This window comes from uncultured Campylobacter sp. (genome assembly GCF_905373215.1).
In the GTDB taxonomy this organism is placed as follows: domain Bacteria; phylum Campylobacterota; class Campylobacteria; order Campylobacterales; family Campylobacteraceae; genus Campylobacter_B.
The window spans coordinates 98,786-114,759 of the sequence record NZ_CAJPRT010000007.1; the positions used below are offsets into that span (position 1 = coordinate 98,786).

Annotated in this window: 17 protein-coding genes; 16 read left to right on the plus strand and 1 reads right to left on the minus strand. The window is 50.2% G+C overall.

Features of this window, described 5'->3' with window-relative positions; translation table 11 throughout:
• Positions 1–68 precede the first annotated feature (68 nt).
• From QZ176_RS05210 to QZ176_RS05285, 16 genes are all read left to right on the plus strand, one after another.
• Positions 69–1,124: a transglutaminase domain-containing protein gene (locus QZ176_RS05210; RefSeq protein WP_295151681.1), complete on the plus strand. Its 1,056-nt coding sequence runs from the start codon at positions 69–71 to the stop codon at positions 1,122–1,124.
• 367 nt (positions 1,125–1,491) lie between these two features.
• Positions 1,492–2,562 (plus strand): transglutaminase domain-containing protein, encoded by a 1,071-nt coding sequence (locus tag QZ176_RS05215; RefSeq protein ID WP_295151683.1) that lies wholly within the window; start codon positions 1,492–1,494, stop codon positions 2,560–2,562.
• A gap of 22 nt (positions 2,563–2,584) precedes the next feature.
• Positions 2,585–3,643, plus strand: coding sequence for a hypothetical protein (locus tag QZ176_RS05220; protein WP_295151685.1), 1,059 nt, complete (start codon positions 2,585–2,587; stop codon positions 3,641–3,643).
• 74 nt (positions 3,644–3,717) lie between these two features.
• Positions 3,718–4,419 (plus strand): cytochrome-c oxidase, encoded by a 702-nt coding sequence (locus QZ176_RS05225; RefSeq protein ID WP_295151686.1) that lies wholly within the window; start codon positions 3,718–3,720, stop codon positions 4,417–4,419.
• A gap of 125 nt (positions 4,420–4,544) precedes the next feature.
• Positions 4,545–5,501: an NADAR family protein gene (locus tag QZ176_RS05230; protein ID WP_295151689.1), complete on the plus strand. Its 957-nt coding sequence runs from the start codon at positions 4,545–4,547 to the stop codon at positions 5,499–5,501.
• A gap of 428 nt (positions 5,502–5,929) precedes the next feature.
• Positions 5,930–7,165, plus strand: coding sequence for a hypothetical protein (locus QZ176_RS05235; protein WP_295151691.1), 1,236 nt, complete (start codon positions 5,930–5,932; stop codon positions 7,163–7,165).
• 269 nt (positions 7,166–7,434) lie between these two features.
• A complete protein-coding gene (locus QZ176_RS05240; protein WP_295151693.1) occupies positions 7,435–7,875 on the plus strand; it encodes a hypothetical protein in 441 nt (146 codons plus the stop codon).
• A 568-nt stretch (positions 7,876–8,443) separates the two neighbouring features.
• Positions 8,444–8,611, plus strand: a complete 168-nt coding sequence (locus QZ176_RS05245; RefSeq protein WP_291936580.1) for a hypothetical protein — start codon at positions 8,444–8,446, stop codon at positions 8,609–8,611.
• A gap of 9 nt (positions 8,612–8,620) precedes the next feature.
• Positions 8,621–10,177 (plus strand): disulfide bond formation protein B, encoded by a 1,557-nt coding sequence (locus tag QZ176_RS05250; protein ID WP_295151695.1) that lies wholly within the window; start codon positions 8,621–8,623, stop codon positions 10,175–10,177.
• Positions 10,178–10,198: 21 nt separating this feature from the next.
• The gene (locus QZ176_RS05255) at positions 10,199–11,593 is read left to right on the plus strand and encodes a hypothetical protein (RefSeq protein WP_295151697.1); all 1,395 of its coding nucleotides are present in this window, start codon (positions 10,199–10,201) and stop codon (positions 11,591–11,593) included.
• Positions 11,594–11,596: 3 nt separating this feature from the next.
• Complete coding sequence (locus tag QZ176_RS05260) at positions 11,597–12,160, plus strand: hypothetical protein (RefSeq protein ID WP_295151699.1); 564 nt, start codon at positions 11,597–11,599, stop codon at positions 12,158–12,160.
• Between the two features lie 159 nt (positions 12,161–12,319).
• A complete protein-coding gene (locus tag QZ176_RS05265) occupies positions 12,320–12,667 on the plus strand; it encodes a hypothetical protein (RefSeq protein ID WP_295151701.1) in 348 nt (115 codons plus the stop codon).
• Between the two features lie 250 nt (positions 12,668–12,917).
• Positions 12,918–13,631 carry a hypothetical protein gene (locus QZ176_RS05270; RefSeq protein WP_295151703.1) on the plus strand — a complete coding sequence of 238 codons (714 nt, stop codon included), beginning with the start codon at positions 12,918–12,920 and terminating at the stop codon, positions 13,629–13,631.
• An 84-nt stretch (positions 13,632–13,715) separates the two neighbouring features.
• Positions 13,716–14,141: an ecotin family protein gene (locus QZ176_RS05275; RefSeq protein WP_291936564.1), complete on the plus strand. Its 426-nt coding sequence runs from the start codon at positions 13,716–13,718 to the stop codon at positions 14,139–14,141.
• A 187-nt stretch (positions 14,142–14,328) separates the two neighbouring features.
• On the plus strand, positions 14,329–15,030 hold the full coding sequence (locus tag QZ176_RS05280) for a YbaK/EbsC family protein (protein WP_295151705.1): 702 nt from the start codon (positions 14,329–14,331) through the stop codon (positions 15,028–15,030).
• A gap of 239 nt (positions 15,031–15,269) precedes the next feature.
• Positions 15,270–15,599, plus strand: coding sequence for a hypothetical protein (locus QZ176_RS05285; RefSeq protein WP_295151706.1), 330 nt, complete (start codon positions 15,270–15,272; stop codon positions 15,597–15,599).
• A gap of 84 nt (positions 15,600–15,683) precedes the next feature.
• Here QZ176_RS05285 and QZ176_RS05290 read toward each other — a convergent pair.
• Positions 15,684–15,974: DUF5339 domain-containing protein (locus QZ176_RS05290; protein ID WP_291936556.1), on the minus strand; the 291-nt coding region annotated here is incomplete at its 5' end.

A 15,974-nucleotide genomic window follows, 5' to 3' on the forward strand; every position in this document is an offset into this window, starting at 1 on the left:
ATAAAATTTTATCCATTTTAAGGCGCAAAGAGATAAAATCGACTTGCAATTCAAGCAAAGGAGCAAAAATGCAAGAAGCAAAAACGAGAAAATTTAGTCTCAGGTTTAATCACGAAATTTCAAGTGGTGGCGCAGAGGTGCGGCTTTGGCTGCCGTTAGTGCTGCAAGAGCCGTATCAGAGGTTGCTTGGCGAATATCACGCCCGCTCAAATGCGCAAGAATCGGCTATCTGCGGAGATCATATAAGCACGTACTACGCGCGCTTCGCACCCGATAAAGAGGCAAGAGCGGGCGTCGGCAAATACGGCGAGCAAGGCGTCGTAGGCGAAGATGACGATTATTTTGAGCTTAGCTTTGATATTGAAATTTCAGAGCGAAACACTGATTTTAGCAAGGTAAGCTTTAATGAAAACGAGCGCTTGAGCCCTGAAATCGAGGAGTTTTTAAAGCCTTCAAAGCTAATTCCGGTAGGCGGCGCTGCAAAACAAAAATCAGACGAGATCACCGGCTCGCTTAAAGGCGATCTGGAAAAGGCGCGCGCGATTTATGAGTGGGTCGCAAAAAATATGAGTCGCGATAATAGCGTGATCGCATGCGGCAGCGGCGATGCAGCGGCGATTTTAAGCAGCGGCAAGCTAAGCGGCAAATGCGCCGATATAAATAGCGTGTTCGTAGCGCTCTGCAGGGCAGCTGGCATTCCTGCGCGCGCTATTTACGGCATCCGTACGGGCGCGGCGCAGAAATTTTCGCCTGAAATGGGTGTCATGGGCGCCTTAAGCGGCAATGCGCTTGAAATTTCCGGCGCGCAGCATTGCAGAGCGGAATTTTATCTAAAAGGCCACGGCTGGATCCCGGTTGATCCCGCGGACGTTACGAAGGTGCGGCTGGGCGAAGGCTTAAGCGAGGATGATTCTAAGCTGGCGCGGGTACGCGAATATCTTTTCGGTAACTGGGAGCCGTGCTGGCTGGGCTTTAACTACGCTCGAGAAATCGTGCTAAATCCGCGCCCAGCGCACGTTCCGATCGAAATTTTTTCGCATCCGTATTGCGAAGTGGGCGGCACGCCGAAAGATCCGTACTCGCCTAAAAATTTTATCTACGAGTATTTTTCGCGCGAAATTTAATCCTCTAGTGGCTTGCATTTTACCGCCGCATTTTGCTTAAGCTAAGCCGCCGCGCTTCGTCGAAGCTCAACCGTTTCATCGAAGCGCACGCTTGGCTTTGCGACAGCGGCGCTTTTTGCGTAGTTTTGCTTGTGCCGCCGATACATACTGCCTGCACGCCTAGTTTGCGGGCTATCATGCCCGCTTTGGCGAAATTTCGCGCTATGTCTTAAAACGAAATTTTGAAATTTTAAAATTCCAGAGCGGGCAAAATTCTAAAATTTTAAAGCGAGCGGAATTTTAAATTTAGCGATTTCAAAGCCGCAAAAGGCTAAAATCCACGCGTAATTAGGGCTAAGGCTTAGCCATTTTATTTTGAAGGCATTTCATGCAAAGACGCGATTTTTTAAGAAACACTGCGATTTTAGGCGCCGTTATGGCAACTCCGAGTACCATTTTGGGCGGGGAAAAAGTCATTGGCAAAAAGAGAGCTTTCGGGCTATCGCTAAATCACGAAATTTTGGAGAAGGGTAAGCAGACTCGGCTTTGGATATCGCTTCCTCTTATCACGGAATATCAAAAGGTAAGCGACATAAAATTTGACGGCAATTTCAACGATCCGTCCGTGGACTATGGCGAAATTCCGACGCTCTATGCTGGCTACGTCGGTGTGACAAAGCCCACGCTAAACATTAAATTTAGCGTCGAGACCTTTGAGCGAAATACCGACTTTAGCAAGGTAAAATTTAATCCGAACGAAAAGCTTAACCCCGAGGTAGCGAAGTTTTTAGAGCCTAGCACGCAGATTCAAATCGACGGCGTCGTCAAGCAAAAATCAGACGAGATCACAGGCGGCATCAAGGGTGATCTGGAAAAGGCGCGTGCGATTTATACGTGGGTGGCAAACACTATGCAGCGCGATAACAGCGTGCTAGGCTGCGGGCTAGGGGACGTGAAGCAAATTTTAAGTAGCGGCAAGTTAAGTGGCAAATGCACCGACATAAATAGCGTTTTCGTTGCACTTTGCCGCGCGCAGGGCATCGCCGCAAGAGAGATGTTTGGCATCCGCGTCGGCGCGTCGAGATTTAGTGCTCAAATGGGCGCCGCGCCTAAAGACGGCGTCAGCCATATCTCAGGCGCGCAGCACTGTAGGGCGGAATTTTATCTAAAAGGCCACGGCTGGATCCCGGTCGATCCCGCAGACGTTACGAAAGTGCGCCTGGGCGAGAAGCTAAGCAATGACGACAGCAAGCTCGCTAAAATCCGCGAGTATTTATTTGGTAACTGGGAGATGTGCTGGATCGGCTTTAACTACGGCAGAGACTTCACGCTAAGCCCGCGCCCGGCGCAATTTCCGATCAATAATTTTGGCTATCCTTACGGCGAAGTGGACGGCAACACGCTTAATTACTACTCGCCGAAAGATTTCAGCTACGATTACAGATCGAAAGAGCTGTAACGGTAAAATTTGAAAAATCAAAATGTCAAAGTCTATTAAAATCAAAGAATCGCGGTTAAATTTAACCCCTTGCTACGAACTGGCGCCAAAAGAGGCGCGAGAGCTCGTCAGCATCGGCATCACCGAGCGCGGCGAGATATATTTTCTATGCGAGGATGCGGGCGAATACGTCATCAAATTTATGCAAGACGGGCGGCTGCGCGAGATAAAAACCGACGCGGACGAAAACGGCTACCACTTCGCCGTGCCCGTGGATTTTCCAAGCCGTTGGGCGCTACTAAACGCTCGCTCACGCTACGATGAGAAGCTAAAACGCGGCGAGGAAAATTTAAAATTTATCGATGAGCTGGGCGCCCGGACGGGCAAAATTTGCGTGGGCGACGGCATAGCAAAGATCATAGCGCAAGGCGGGCGGCTCTACGTTTCATATTTTGGCGACGGGCTCTTCGGCAACTTCGGCGGAGACGAGTGTGAACTCGCCGTTTGGAACGAGGCGGGCGAAAAGCTCTATGGATTTGACCTCAGCCGGATTCACGACTGCTACGCGATAAATCTATTTGGCGGCGCGTGCTATGCGCACTATTGCAGTGGTTTTGATTTCGTGCGTATCAAGGACGGGCAAGTTGCGGCGTATACTCCAAAAATCAGTTCTTATAAACCGGGCTCCGCGGCTATGGAAACGTGCGAGCTAGAATTTTCAAAGAGCGATTATGTTTTTGCGAGCCGCGACTTCGCGCTGGATGAGCGAAGCGTGCTGTTTTGCCTCGCTGATAACGACAAAGATGAGCTATTTTTGTTTAAATTTAAAGGCGAAACGCTAGAATTCGACAGAAAAATCAGCCTAAATTTTCTCGGCGCAGAGGGCTCGAAAAATAACAAAAATGAGGGCTGCGGCTCGTACGGAAACGGCGAATATTTAGCTCTTTTAAAAGGCGCCAAAATTTATAAAATTTGCGTGAGCGAGCTAAATTTTACGATTAACGACGTTAAATTTAACTACGCAAAGCGTCGCGCTAAAGCCGAATCAAAAGAAAATAGAGCCGCTGCAAAAATTAAAATTCCGCAAAAATATATTCGTTAAAAATCAAGCTCCGCTCTTAAATTTCAAGGTATAATTACGAGGAAATTTATAAAAATTTAGCCAAAGGAGAGACCATGAAAAAATTTCGTTCACTACTGCTGTGTGCGGCGGCGGCGGCGACTTTGAGCGCCCAGGGCGAGGACAAGGTAGAAAAAATCACTTCGATCGACATCTATGTTTCGCCGTTTTATTCGGCCAAGGATGGTAAGCCCGAATATGTGCATGTTTACGAGCCGATCGACGATCTGTTGATGAAAAACGACGTGGCGAGCCTAAAAAAGGCGATCAAAATCATCGAGGACGCCCCGGACATGGTCGCTCCGACCACGCTGATGACCGTCGCTGCACGCGCTTATGATCTAGGGCTTAAGGACGACGCGGTGTTTTGGTTCTACGCAGGCAAATACCGCTTCATCTCCTTCGCCTCAGTAATCGACGTCAGCGGCGCGATGTTTGCAGAGACGGTCGAGGCAAATTCCGCTTTCATGCACCTTGCGGGCGACGTGATCAACCCCTACGCATTCTGCGACATCGACAAGCAGCAGATCATAATCGAAAAGGCAGTCGATTGGGTAAAGGATCATCCGTACAAAGCGATATTTTCGGATAAATTCCCATCCATCGCTAGCGACCGCAAGGCGGCTCTAAAGGAAGTGATAGAAAAGCTCAAAGCCGATCAGCAGAAGCAAAAGCAGTATTTCGCCGATCCGAAAAACAGAGCCGATTACATCGCCGAGCGCAAGAAATACCGCACTGACGAGCGCTTCTGCGACTAAATTTGCGGCTAATTTAGTCGGGCAAGCCTTGCTAGCTTAGCCGTATTTTGCCTAAATTTCAGCTCGCAGGCTAAATTTGGGCAAATTTCAAGCTATGCTTCAAAATAAAATTTTAAGGAAAAGGCGTGAGCGAAATTTTAAAAAACGTGATGCCGCCGCCGTGGATCAAATACCCCGCTCTTAGCGAGTTTTCGCTCGGCTGGCGGATGGGCGCGGCAGAGGATTATAAATTTAAATTTTGGCACTGGTTCGAGCGGCTGGATGAAGCGGTGCAAAGGGCGTATGCACGGGCCTTCCCCTATCCTTGCTTTTGGCACTACGGCGGCTGGGACGAGCTGGACGAGACGTCTGAAAATGAGCGCGTAAAATGCGCGCATGGCGGCGACAGATGCTGCTCGGAGCTACAAAATTTGGAATTTAGCGAGCATGGTGAGCTTAGGGGCGATCTTACGGACGATATGGACGATTTCTACCGCGAGGGCTTGCCGTTTTGGCGGCGCGACGGAGCGGCGAAATACGACAAAACCTCGCTAATAAATTCTTCCGAAGCGCACGAATTTATATTTTTCTACAAGCCGGATGCGGCCGCGGACGAATCCTGCCTCGGGCAGTGGCAGAGCTCGCCTTTTGCCGTAGATGCCGATGAGTATCTATGCGCCGAGCAGTTTATGATGGCGAGTAAAGCGCAAATATTCGACGACGAGCAGACGCGGGCGCAGATAATGCAGAGCCGCGATGCAAAGCAGATGAAGGCGCTCGGCAGGCAGGTGCGGGGCTTTGATGAGCGGCTCTGGGACGAGGTGCGCTACAGCGTCGTGCTAAGCGGCAATTACTATAAATTTACGCAAAATCCCGCGATGATGCGCTTTTTGCTCGCGACGGGAGATAAAATTTTAGTTGAGGCCAGCCCGCTGGATAAAATTTGGGGTATCGGCCTTGGGCAGCAGAGCGAAAACGCAAGTCGTCCGAGCGCGTGGCGCGGGCAAAATCTGCTCGGCTTTGCGCTGATGGAGGTGCGAGACGAGCTGCGCAGGCTGTATAAAAACTACGATCTGATCGATAAGAAATTTTTGCAGGATTAGGCGGCGGTTAAAATTTTACCGCTCCCGCCAGATGTATTCGGCACGGACATAGCGCGACAGCGAGGCGGCGCCAAATTTATAAAATTTTAAAATTTACGCAGACGACTGAGGCTCGTGCCGCTTTTGCAACGGTTTGGATTAAAATTTAAATAGCCGCCGTCCGCGCAAAATTCCGCCGAAAGCCCTCGTAAAATTTCAAAAGCAGATCGCGCGGAATTTCGGCCGCTTAAACTCACGCAAAATTCCAACCGCCCGATGATTTAAAATTCCAATCCAAAAAATTGCGCAAAATTCCGACTAACCGACATAAAATTCCGCTGCCGCCGTTTCAAAGCCCGAGTTTTTTAAATTTAGCCGCGCGGTGAAATTTTATCCGTTTTTATATACGAACATTATATAATTATCAAAATTTTTTCCAAGGAGAGAGGATGAAAAAGCTCGCTACGATACTTGCGCTGCTCTGTACGGCGGCGTTTGCCAAGGAGTATGAGTATATGGTGCAAAGCATGAGCTACGGCTCACTCGGAGGGCGCAAGGAGAGCACGTATCTAAGCTACGATGCGGCGGCGCGCAAGCTGGAGCAGGTAAGAGATACGAACTCCTCGGACGGCCTAGGCTCTAGCTACAAAGAGATCAGCTACTTTGATGAAAAGGGGGGAATGGTTAAATTTGAAGTATTTAACCTCGATCTTAAAAGCGGCAAGTGGAAAAAAATAGAAGACTACACGGAAAGCGTCAAAGACGGCATCACGACGCGCGAAACGAATTCGATAGCGGATGACGGCACGCGCAATGCGAGCAAAACCGTCTCCAGCTACGACGGCAACGCGACCGAAGATGTGCGATATAAGCTCGCAAAGGGCAAATGGCATAAAGAGAGCATGAACAGATCCGTAAGAAACGCGTGGGATAAGGAGGAGCTTACGATAAGCTTCAAATGGGACGGCAAGAGCTGGCAGCCCAAAGATAAGACCGAAATTTTCTACGACGGCTCAGGAGAGATGAACGGATACGTAACCTATGAGTTTGTAAACGGCGCGTGGCAAAACAGCGAGCGAGAGATGCTTAACGGCGATCGAAACGGCAGCTACGAGCAGATCCGCAGCACTTTCCAAAACGGCGCGTGGCAAAACGCGACGATGAGTAAGCATGAGCTGGATGCCGCAAAGGGCGAGGAGGTCGTTACGAGCTTCATCTGGAACGACGAGAAGGGCACGTGGGATAATATGAGCAAACAGACCGCTATCAAGAAGGGCGCGGATCTTAATATGACCTCGTATCTGTGGGATGAGCAGCTTAAAGATTGGGTCAAAAGCTACTCAAACGGCGAAATTTACGATAAATCGGGCGAGCGCCCGCTCGTGCAAAGCTTTGAATCAAATTCCAGCAGCGGCAAATACGTCTATAGCTACGACGAGCACGGCAGCAATACGGCGATGGATATCTACAAGCTTGACGCGAGCGGCAAATGGGTGCAAACCGGGCGCTCGGAAGCCACTTACGACACTACAATCTCAGCCGATAGCGTGGGATACGGAGCCGCGCTGATGATGTTTGAGATGCCTAGTATCTACGCGATAACGAGCTTTAAGGAATTTAAGCTTAAAGACGGCAAGTCCGAGCTCATAACGGAGCAGACGTGGAAATATAAAAAGATAAAGTAGCGTTTGAAGATGCGCAGGTAAAATTTCGCGGCTAAATTTTATCTGCGCGGCGTTGCGCGAACGTCGCGGTTAAATTTAGCAGGCGCAGTGCTATTTATGCGGATGTGGCGTCGCGCGAGCTTTACAGTTAAATTTAGCGGACGAGCAATATTCGTGCGAGTGCCGCGATTAAATTTAGCTAGCGCGGAAGTATTAGTGCGCCGCGTAAATTTTAAAATTTAAATCCTACGCCGCGGCAGGTCCGTACGCAGCGGCGGCAAAAGGAGAGGATGAAAATGGTTTTACCCAGAGCGACAAGAACGGCTATTTCGGTTTTAATTTCGGCGAGTATCTGTTTCGGCGCCGTAGCAGCGCAAGATCACGGCGCGGCAAGCGAGCAAAAACAGACGGTGCAAGGCGGCGAAAGAGAGGATCTGGCGCTCACAGGCCAGCAAAGTAGCGAAACAAACGCAACAAAGCGCGCAGACGAGCAAGGCGACGAGGCGCAAAATTTTAAAATCAAAAAGCGCTATTTTCGCAGCTGTTCGTGCTTGCACAAACAAAAATCAAAGGGGCCCGCCCGCCTCTACGATGAAATTTCGCAAGAGCAGGCCGAAAAATCGGCGAGCTATTTCATCGGCTATTTCAAAGAGGGCAAGCTAAGCCGCTATGAGAAAATTTACGAAGGTGAGAGAATTTTTTCGAGCGAGGATATAAAGCGGAGCGAATGAAATCGTAAATTAGCGGCAAAGAGGCGCGATGAAATTTTACGCTGCCCAATGCCAAAAGAGCGCGCGTCAAATTTATACATTCGCTTTTGCGCAGGCGACCGCTCTAGTCTTTTAAATTTTACGGCCCAGCTTAAATTTAGGGCTCGGCTCTATACGACGATGGCGCTTTTGCTCTTTTCGCCGCTAAAGACGTCCCGTCGCATAGCCAAAATACTCGCTGCCGCTTCGCTAACGATACTCCCTCCCCGTCGCTTTGCAAAGATAGTTCTCGCCGCGACGCTTTTTTTAAGGCCGCAGCCGAAGCGGCAAAATCATCAAAATTTTAAAATTTTATACTAAATATAAGATCGCGGAGCGGCTAAGCCTAGGATGATCGATCGCTTCATGCCTCACGCATCGCGGCTCAAATTTATCTTAATCGATCATTTTTTATCCGTTGATATATAGTTTCAAAATACGTATCGCTACAAAAATATATAAATTTTCATAGGTAATATTAAAATTTAAGTAAAATTTTATCCTAGCTGCATTACCATTCAATAACTATTTTCACGATAAGGAGAACGACATGGAACTACTGATCCTTGTTTTGCTAGCGGCTGCCGTATGGCTGGTGTGGCGAAAGCCTGCGAAAGAAAAGGTTGCCTTTAGGCTCTTCGTGCTCGGCGCAGCACTATGCTTTGCGATGTATTTTATCGCGAGCTTTACCTCCGTGCTGCCCTTCGGAAGCTATTAGGAGGGCGCTATGCAGAAGAGATTTAACCTACTGATGACCACGGCGGTTTTACTGATCCTTGCTATCCCCGTAGGCATCGCAAACATCTACCTCGGATACGTCGTGGGCGAGAGCCCATGCACGTTATGCTGGTTCGAGCGCATCGGCATGATCTTAATCGGCGTTTTAGGCATCTTCATCTTGCGCTACGGAGCCAAGATCAAATACGTCTCGGCGGTCTTCATCTGCGCGGCATACGGGCTTTTTATGAGTATCCGCCACACCTCGCTCGACGGCTTTGCGTGGGACGTGGGGATGGGCTTTGGCGACGCGATCTTCGGCGCGCACACCTACACGTGGGGCGCATTCGTGTACTGGGCCGTCGTTTTGGTAATGCCCGTGATGTTGCTTTTTGCGCCGAAAGCTCAAAACCTAGACGAGCAGAGCGAAAGCTTTAACCCCTTTAGCGCATACACGACCGCAATCGTCGCGATCTCGTTCGCCGTCATCGTCTCAAACGCCTTTCAGGCCTTCTTCTCCACGGGCGTTCCGCCTTTTAGCGGCAAAGGTGAGCCCGAAAGGATAAGCTTAAATCTAGCTCAAGCGAGCGATAAATGGACCGCTCAAATTTGGACGAGGCTGCAAAGACCATTTTCGCTTACGGGCAAAAACAAAGTACAGATGCCGCACATCGCCGGCGCTTTAGAGGAAGGGGCGTTTAAATTTAACGAAAATCCAAACGACGGCGCCGTGAAAAATTTAAAACCCGCCCTTAAGATCAAAAGCAAAAAACCGCTTGCGTTTAAAGCGACCGGGATCTTCGGTCAAGGAAACGCAGGCGGGCTCGCATACGACGCCGCAAACGATGAGTTCGCGGTCGTCTCGACGGCTGCGGGAGTGTATTTTCTAGACGGCAGCCTGCAAAACATAACGCACCGCGCGATCCTAGATAAACCGAACGGATACGACATCAGATACAGCGTCGATAGCACCTTTGCAGACGGCAAGCTCATCACGACCGCTTTCAACAAGACCCTTTGGGCGGTGGAAAAAGCGCCGCAGGGCGAGATCGATAAATTTAAAGAGTGGAACACCTTCCGCGAAAGCAGCGGCGGGCTAAAGACCTCGTGGTATAGAGATCGCCCCGTCGTGCTAACCGTCAGGGCAAAAAAGGCCTACGTCCTATCGATCGCAAGCGACCCCGCAAGCGAGTTTATGTATATGTTCTCCGTGCCGAATGAGGTTTCAAAAAAAGTCGTCGTCATAAAGGTCGATAAAAACGATCAAACCCTAAGCGCCGAGAGCGTCCTAAAGCCGAGCGCAGGGCTCGAGCTAAAAGACGGACGCGATTTAAACGACTACTACATCACCGGCGCCGACGTGAAAAACGGCAAAATTCTAGCGCTTAGCAAAAACTACAACACCCTACTCGTCGTGGACGCAGAGACGATGAGGGCGGTGGATGCCTACGAGCTGCCTGCCGTCGGCGATATGCACGCTATCGCGATCAAGGGCGAGTCGCTCTTCATTTTAAGCGTAGAGGGCGGACAGGACGTCGTGTATGAGCTCGAAAGCCCCGCGATTTAAAATTCAGATAAAGGAGCGGTCATGAGAGGTGTTTTTAAAATTTCACCCCAGGATGCGGCAGATTTTACGGCGCTAAATTTAAAGGCGCGAGCGATTATTTCGGCAGGCGCCTTTAGGGTGCGGACGGCAGTTTTGACAGGCTCTATTTTAGCGGCGACGTTAGCGCTTGCGATGCCTGCGGGCGCGACCGAGGCGGCAGCAAAACACGCGGCGGCGAATAAAATTTGCCTGCAAAAGACGAGCTACAAAACAGAAGGCGGCGCCGTGCCGCGCTACGAATATGAAGTGAGCCAAAACTACGACGCCAAAACCCGCCGCCTAGAAAAAATCTACAAAAAAAGCAGCGAAGAGGGAGCGTCCGTATCGAAAAGCTTTAGCAAATTTGACGAAAGCGGCGAGCGCGAGATCGAAAATGTCGAATATGACTGGGACGCAAATACAAACAAATTTCGTGAAACGGCGATAAGCAAGCAGGAGATCGCAAAGGACGGCTCAAAAATTTATTTCAGCCTGCAAAAGGACGGCAAGCCATACGAGGGTGAAAAAGCCGTCGAAAAGCGCGAGGGCAAAACGGAAATTTTACAAAATTTCACGCTAAAAAAGGGCAGATGGACGCCGACGCACCTTACAAAAAGGATTGTCGATGAAAGCGACAAAAACAATTTCGTAGCGATCTATGAATGGAACGCCAAAGCGAAAAAATGGATGCCGTACGAAAAATCGATATATCACTACAACGGCGACGTTTACGCGGGCTCCGAAGGCTACGCGTGGCGCGGTAAATGGGTGCCGCTTACAAAACATACCGTCTTTACGGCGGCGGACGGGACGCGCAGCGAGATAAATTTTATATGGAAGGACGACACATGGCAGCGCGATGAAAAGATCTTGCGCAAGATCGAGCCTAAGTATAGGCGTTTTACCGAGCTAAGATCGCGCTGGGACTCCGCAAAAAACGAGTGGAGAGAGTACTACAAAAACGTGCACGAGGAGACCGAGGAGAGCAGGCCTCTACGCGAGCGAACCGAGCTTTGGCGCGAGGAGTCGCAGCGCTGGGAGGTCGTGTTTGAAAACGAGTTTGGCTATGATGCGCGCGGCAACGTGATAAAAAATCGCACGGCTTCCGATGGCAAGCAGTACGAGTACATCTACGACTACGACGAGGCGGGCAATAACATCTCGATCATCCTGCGCGAGCCTGATGAGAGCGGCAAATGGCGCGAGACGCAAAGGACGCAAAACGTCTTTGAGCCTGAAATTTTAGCGCACGACGTCCTGGATCGCGGCTTCATCGGCGACTACATAGCCGCGGGCGAAAACGCGATCAAAAGCAGCAAGCAGTATTTTCTAAAGGACGGCGAGTATAAGCTAAACGAAACTCGCGAGTGGGTTTACGGAAAATGCGAGCCGCAATAAAATTTGAAAAACCTCATGAACGAGCCTTATATCGTTAAAATTTCAGATAGCGACGCGATGATGTTCGGCTGCGAAGCGGACGAGCGAGTGCGCGAATTTGCCGCTAAATTTGACGGCCGGGAGTACGAAAGCGAGTTTGAGCGGACCAGCTATCTGCTCGGCACGGACGTTTTTATCGAGGTTTCGAGCGAGGAGAGCTTAAATGAAGGCGCCTTACGCGCTCAAATTCCAAACGAAAAGGCTTTGGACGCTGACGGCGGCACGACGTTTTTAAGCCTGCGCGAGTGGGACGGTAAAGAACATTGGCGGGTTCGCGCGAGCGATGAAATTTTACGCGCGATAAGCGAGGATGAGGACGGCGGCGCGACATATCTGCTCCTTAGTCCGAAACACATAGCCGCAGAGGAGCTGCGAGGCGCCTTTGAGGACAAGCCGCCGCAGGAATTTGCGCGCATTATCGAGGGTCTCGAAGCCAAATACGACTGCAAGGACCGAATACTCTGCTACGTCGTTTGCTATTTTACGCCGAGGGGCAAAGAGGGGATGCGGGCAGACTTCGGCGTCTGAATTTGAAGCGCGGCGGATTAAATTTAAATTTGACCGCACGGCATGCTCGCGCCGAATAGCGAGAGTTTGATCTTGCGCGTAAGACCTGCGCCGTATGGGCGCAAATGAAATTTAAGCGACGAAATTTAAACCGCCGCGACAAGCGAAAAGGGGGCCGAAATGATAAAATCCATAAAATTTAGGGGCGAAAGCATCGAGGAGCTGGAGGTTTGGTACTACGCCCCAAAGCACGAATACAGCGCGGCGGAGTTCGCGCAGCAGTGCGGCAAGCTCGTACGCGCAGACTTTGGGCTCGCCTCCCTTTACGAGATAAAATTTGAAAAATTTACGCCGAGCAAGCCCGATGATTTTATGAAAGAGCGTATAGCAGCTGCTTTGAGCGCGGCGGCTCTATCAGGCGAGCCTCGAAATTTCGCAATGGGCGGCGAGAACGACTGGGACTGGCAGGAGTGCTCGTTTGAGGCGAGCGGACAGCGATTTTTACGTATCTGGGCAACGTCGGCTTGATAAATTTAGCCTGTAATACGGGCTTCGCGCGCCCGAGGTTTGGGCGGATTTGCCGCAAAGCACTTGCAAAAGGCGCCGAGCGACGTTAAAATTCCGCGCTACCGCTTATCTCGCACGATTTATATGTGTTTAGACGCGATAGCGTAATTAAGCCCGCGGAGTGAGCTAGCGCGCTCTATTTTGCGCAAATTTACGCGCCGAGGTGCAGGCGGCGCCCTGCTCTGAGCCAAAATTTATTTGAAGGGAAAATATGAAAAACATATTTCTAGCCGCGCTTGCGGCATTAGCGCTTAGCGGCTGCGCGGGCTTAAAATGCGGCGCAAAAGACGGGCGAGACGTCGCTGAGATCGACGTGCCCGAAGAAGGCTGGACGAGATACCTAGGCACCGACGGCGAGATCAAGGAGGTCGCATTTTTCACGGCGTTTTTCTCCAAGCAGTTCCGCCCGCACCCAAAAGATGGCGAAAAGATCGGCTTCGTGCTTACCAAAAAGAGTGGCGAACGCATACCGATAAGGCTCGGCAATATGTATAAGGCGGCAGACGGCGCATTTGTGCTCGCGGATCTTGACGCGCAGAGCGACGTATGGAGCGGGGCGGAGGAGCTACGCAGAGCGAAACGGGCGAAATTTTATAAATTTCAAGAAGGCAGCGTCAAAGTGACGGACTATGAGGCGCAAGACGGGCTTTGCGAGGCGTTTTACGCAGGCGAAAAGATACGCGTCAAAAGCGTGCTAAGCCACCGCACGAGCAAGTCTGGCGGGACTAGCGGCGAAATTTCCACCGTGCAGACGCAGGGCGAAATATCGCGCAACGCCGTCAAGGCTTTAAACTCGCACGAAAAGCCGTCGCCGCAAAGCTCTAGCAAAAATTTAGCAAACAAAAAGAGCGCCGCGCAAAAAACCGATAACGAGGCGTTAAAACCGGAGACGGAGGCGCTAAAAAATATTATCTGCTACAGATAAAAACAAAGTCGATTGAAATTTCAGTTTAATGAGTAAAAATTTTGCTAGAATTTTGAATAAAAATATCTTTTTAAGGAGCAAAAAATGAGAAAAAGCGTTTTATTTTTCCTATTGCCGCTGTTTTTGTTCGGCGGCGAGGCGCAAAAGCAGCTAAACGTCTTTGAGCTAACGCCGTCAAAGATGCCGCCGCAGCAGTTTAAGGTCGAAGCGGTCTTTTCAAAAGAGATCGAAGCCGACTGCAACGACGCGTATCTGATCGGCGGTAAAATAGAGCAAAAAGAGGGCTCGGACGGGCTTTATTACGAGTTTAGCGGCGGCAACGAGCTTGCTCAAACGCTGATGCTGTGTAAAACCGAGAAGCAAAAAAAATGGGTCTATTATGAGCTTGGAGCGCCTTTTTTCTACACTCCGGGCGAAATTAGAATTTTAGCGCCCAAAGACGTTAAGGTCGAGCTTAAAATTTACGAGCTCGTAGAGAGCAAAAAGCCCAAAATCCGCAAGATGAAATAATTTTGCAAGAAGCAGGGCGGACCGAGCTTATGCGTGGCGGAATTTCCGCCGCGCAATAGATTTTTCATCGCGCAATGGGCGGCTTGCGCGCAGGCGAGATAAATTCTACGGCGAAGAATGGAATTTCGGCATCAATGGGTCGTTTGGTCAAAATTTCAGTATAATTTCGCAAAAACAAGGAGAGAGAATGTCAGAGAGAATTTTTGAAAGTCTAAAAGAGCTTTTGACGCAGCAGGGGGCGCGCTTCCGCGTTGTAGCTCACGAAAGCGCGGGCACCTCCGCCGAGGTCGCCAAAATCCGCGGCACGCAGCTGGGACAAGGCGCAAAGGCGCTAGTTTGCACGATCAAGGGCTTTAAGGACGGGCAAATTTCTTTTTCGCAAAATTTAAATTTAGCAAGCGCCGATGACGCGCAAAACCCTAATGCTTTCGCCGTTGCAACCGCTCAAGGCTGCGAAAACGGCGCCTGCGCGGGAAATTTAACTTTAACCGCCGATCAAATCTGCGCAAACGTGCCACAGCAACTGAAGCTTCCTAGCGACAAACCCGCAGGCAGAAACGGCAGGATCTACGTCCTAGCGGTCTTCGCAGCAGATCACAAAACCGATCTAAAGCGCTTGGCAGAGGGGCTCGGCGGCACTAAAGCGTCGCTCGTAAGCCCCGATGAAGTGGGCGATCTTACGGACTGCGTCATCGGCTCGGTGCCGCCCTTTAGCTTCCACGACAAGCTGCTATTAATCGCCGATCCATCGCTGTTCGGACGCTTTGAAGAGATCGCTTTCAATGCGGGCTTGCTCGATCACTCGATCATTCTAAACGCACAGGATTACGCGCGCATCGCAGCGCCGCGCATCGTTAGCTTCACCGAAGAGGCGCAGGACGGCGAATAACCGCCCTGGTCCCATGCGCAGGCCGCCGCGCCGCAATAAATTTAAATCCTTAAAATTTTAAAATTCCGCGAGCACCTGCGTCCAAACTATCCGTTAAAATAAAATTTTAAATCCCGAGCCTTGAAGCGCACCGATCCCGGCCGCTCGCGCGAACGCTCCGCTCGTATGATGGCGCAGGACTTCGATGCGCCCTTTTCTAGCCTATGCGACGAACAGCGCCTCTACTTTGAACGCGCTGATTGAGGGCGCTGATTTTAATTTCGAGATGCTGCTATACTGCGCGCCACGGCATCGGCGTATTGTGCGTGGCGGCGAGGCATAAAATTTATACCGTATGCGACAACGCCGCTAGCGATATTGCTGCGACTGCCGCGGAAAATTTTAACCGCTCTGCTCTCCTTGCGCTCTGCGCAGGCGATCTGTATAGTCAAAACAAAGGCATCGCAAAATTTCAAAGTTTGCAAAATTTTACGCTGCGAACAGCGGCACAAAAAAACTGCGAGATAAAAGACGGTATGTTTAAAACCAAGACGCAGAAACGCGCTATGTGTGAAAAAGATAAAATTTGAAGTTAAAGTCGGCGTCGAACGCCTGTGTCTGGGTAAATTTAAAGCAGCGGCTAGCCGAGACTAGCCGCGAATAAAGAAGGCTTCTTATTTCATAGCGCCTTGTTGTTTCATCTGATCCATCATCTGCTTAAATATCTCTTTAGCTTGTTTGCAAGTGGCCTCTTGCTGCTCCTTAGGAAGTGCGCTGATCTGATCCATAGACTGCTTTTTTTGATCCTCATACATCTTGACCTGCTGCTCTTGACCAGCTTGTTTGTAGGTGTCAACCATCTTATCAAGATCTGCGAAGTACTCCTTGCAACTATCTGAAAGATCTGCGGCGCTAAGACTTAGCGCAAAGCCAAAACTAGCCAAAACTAAAAGTGATTTTTTCAT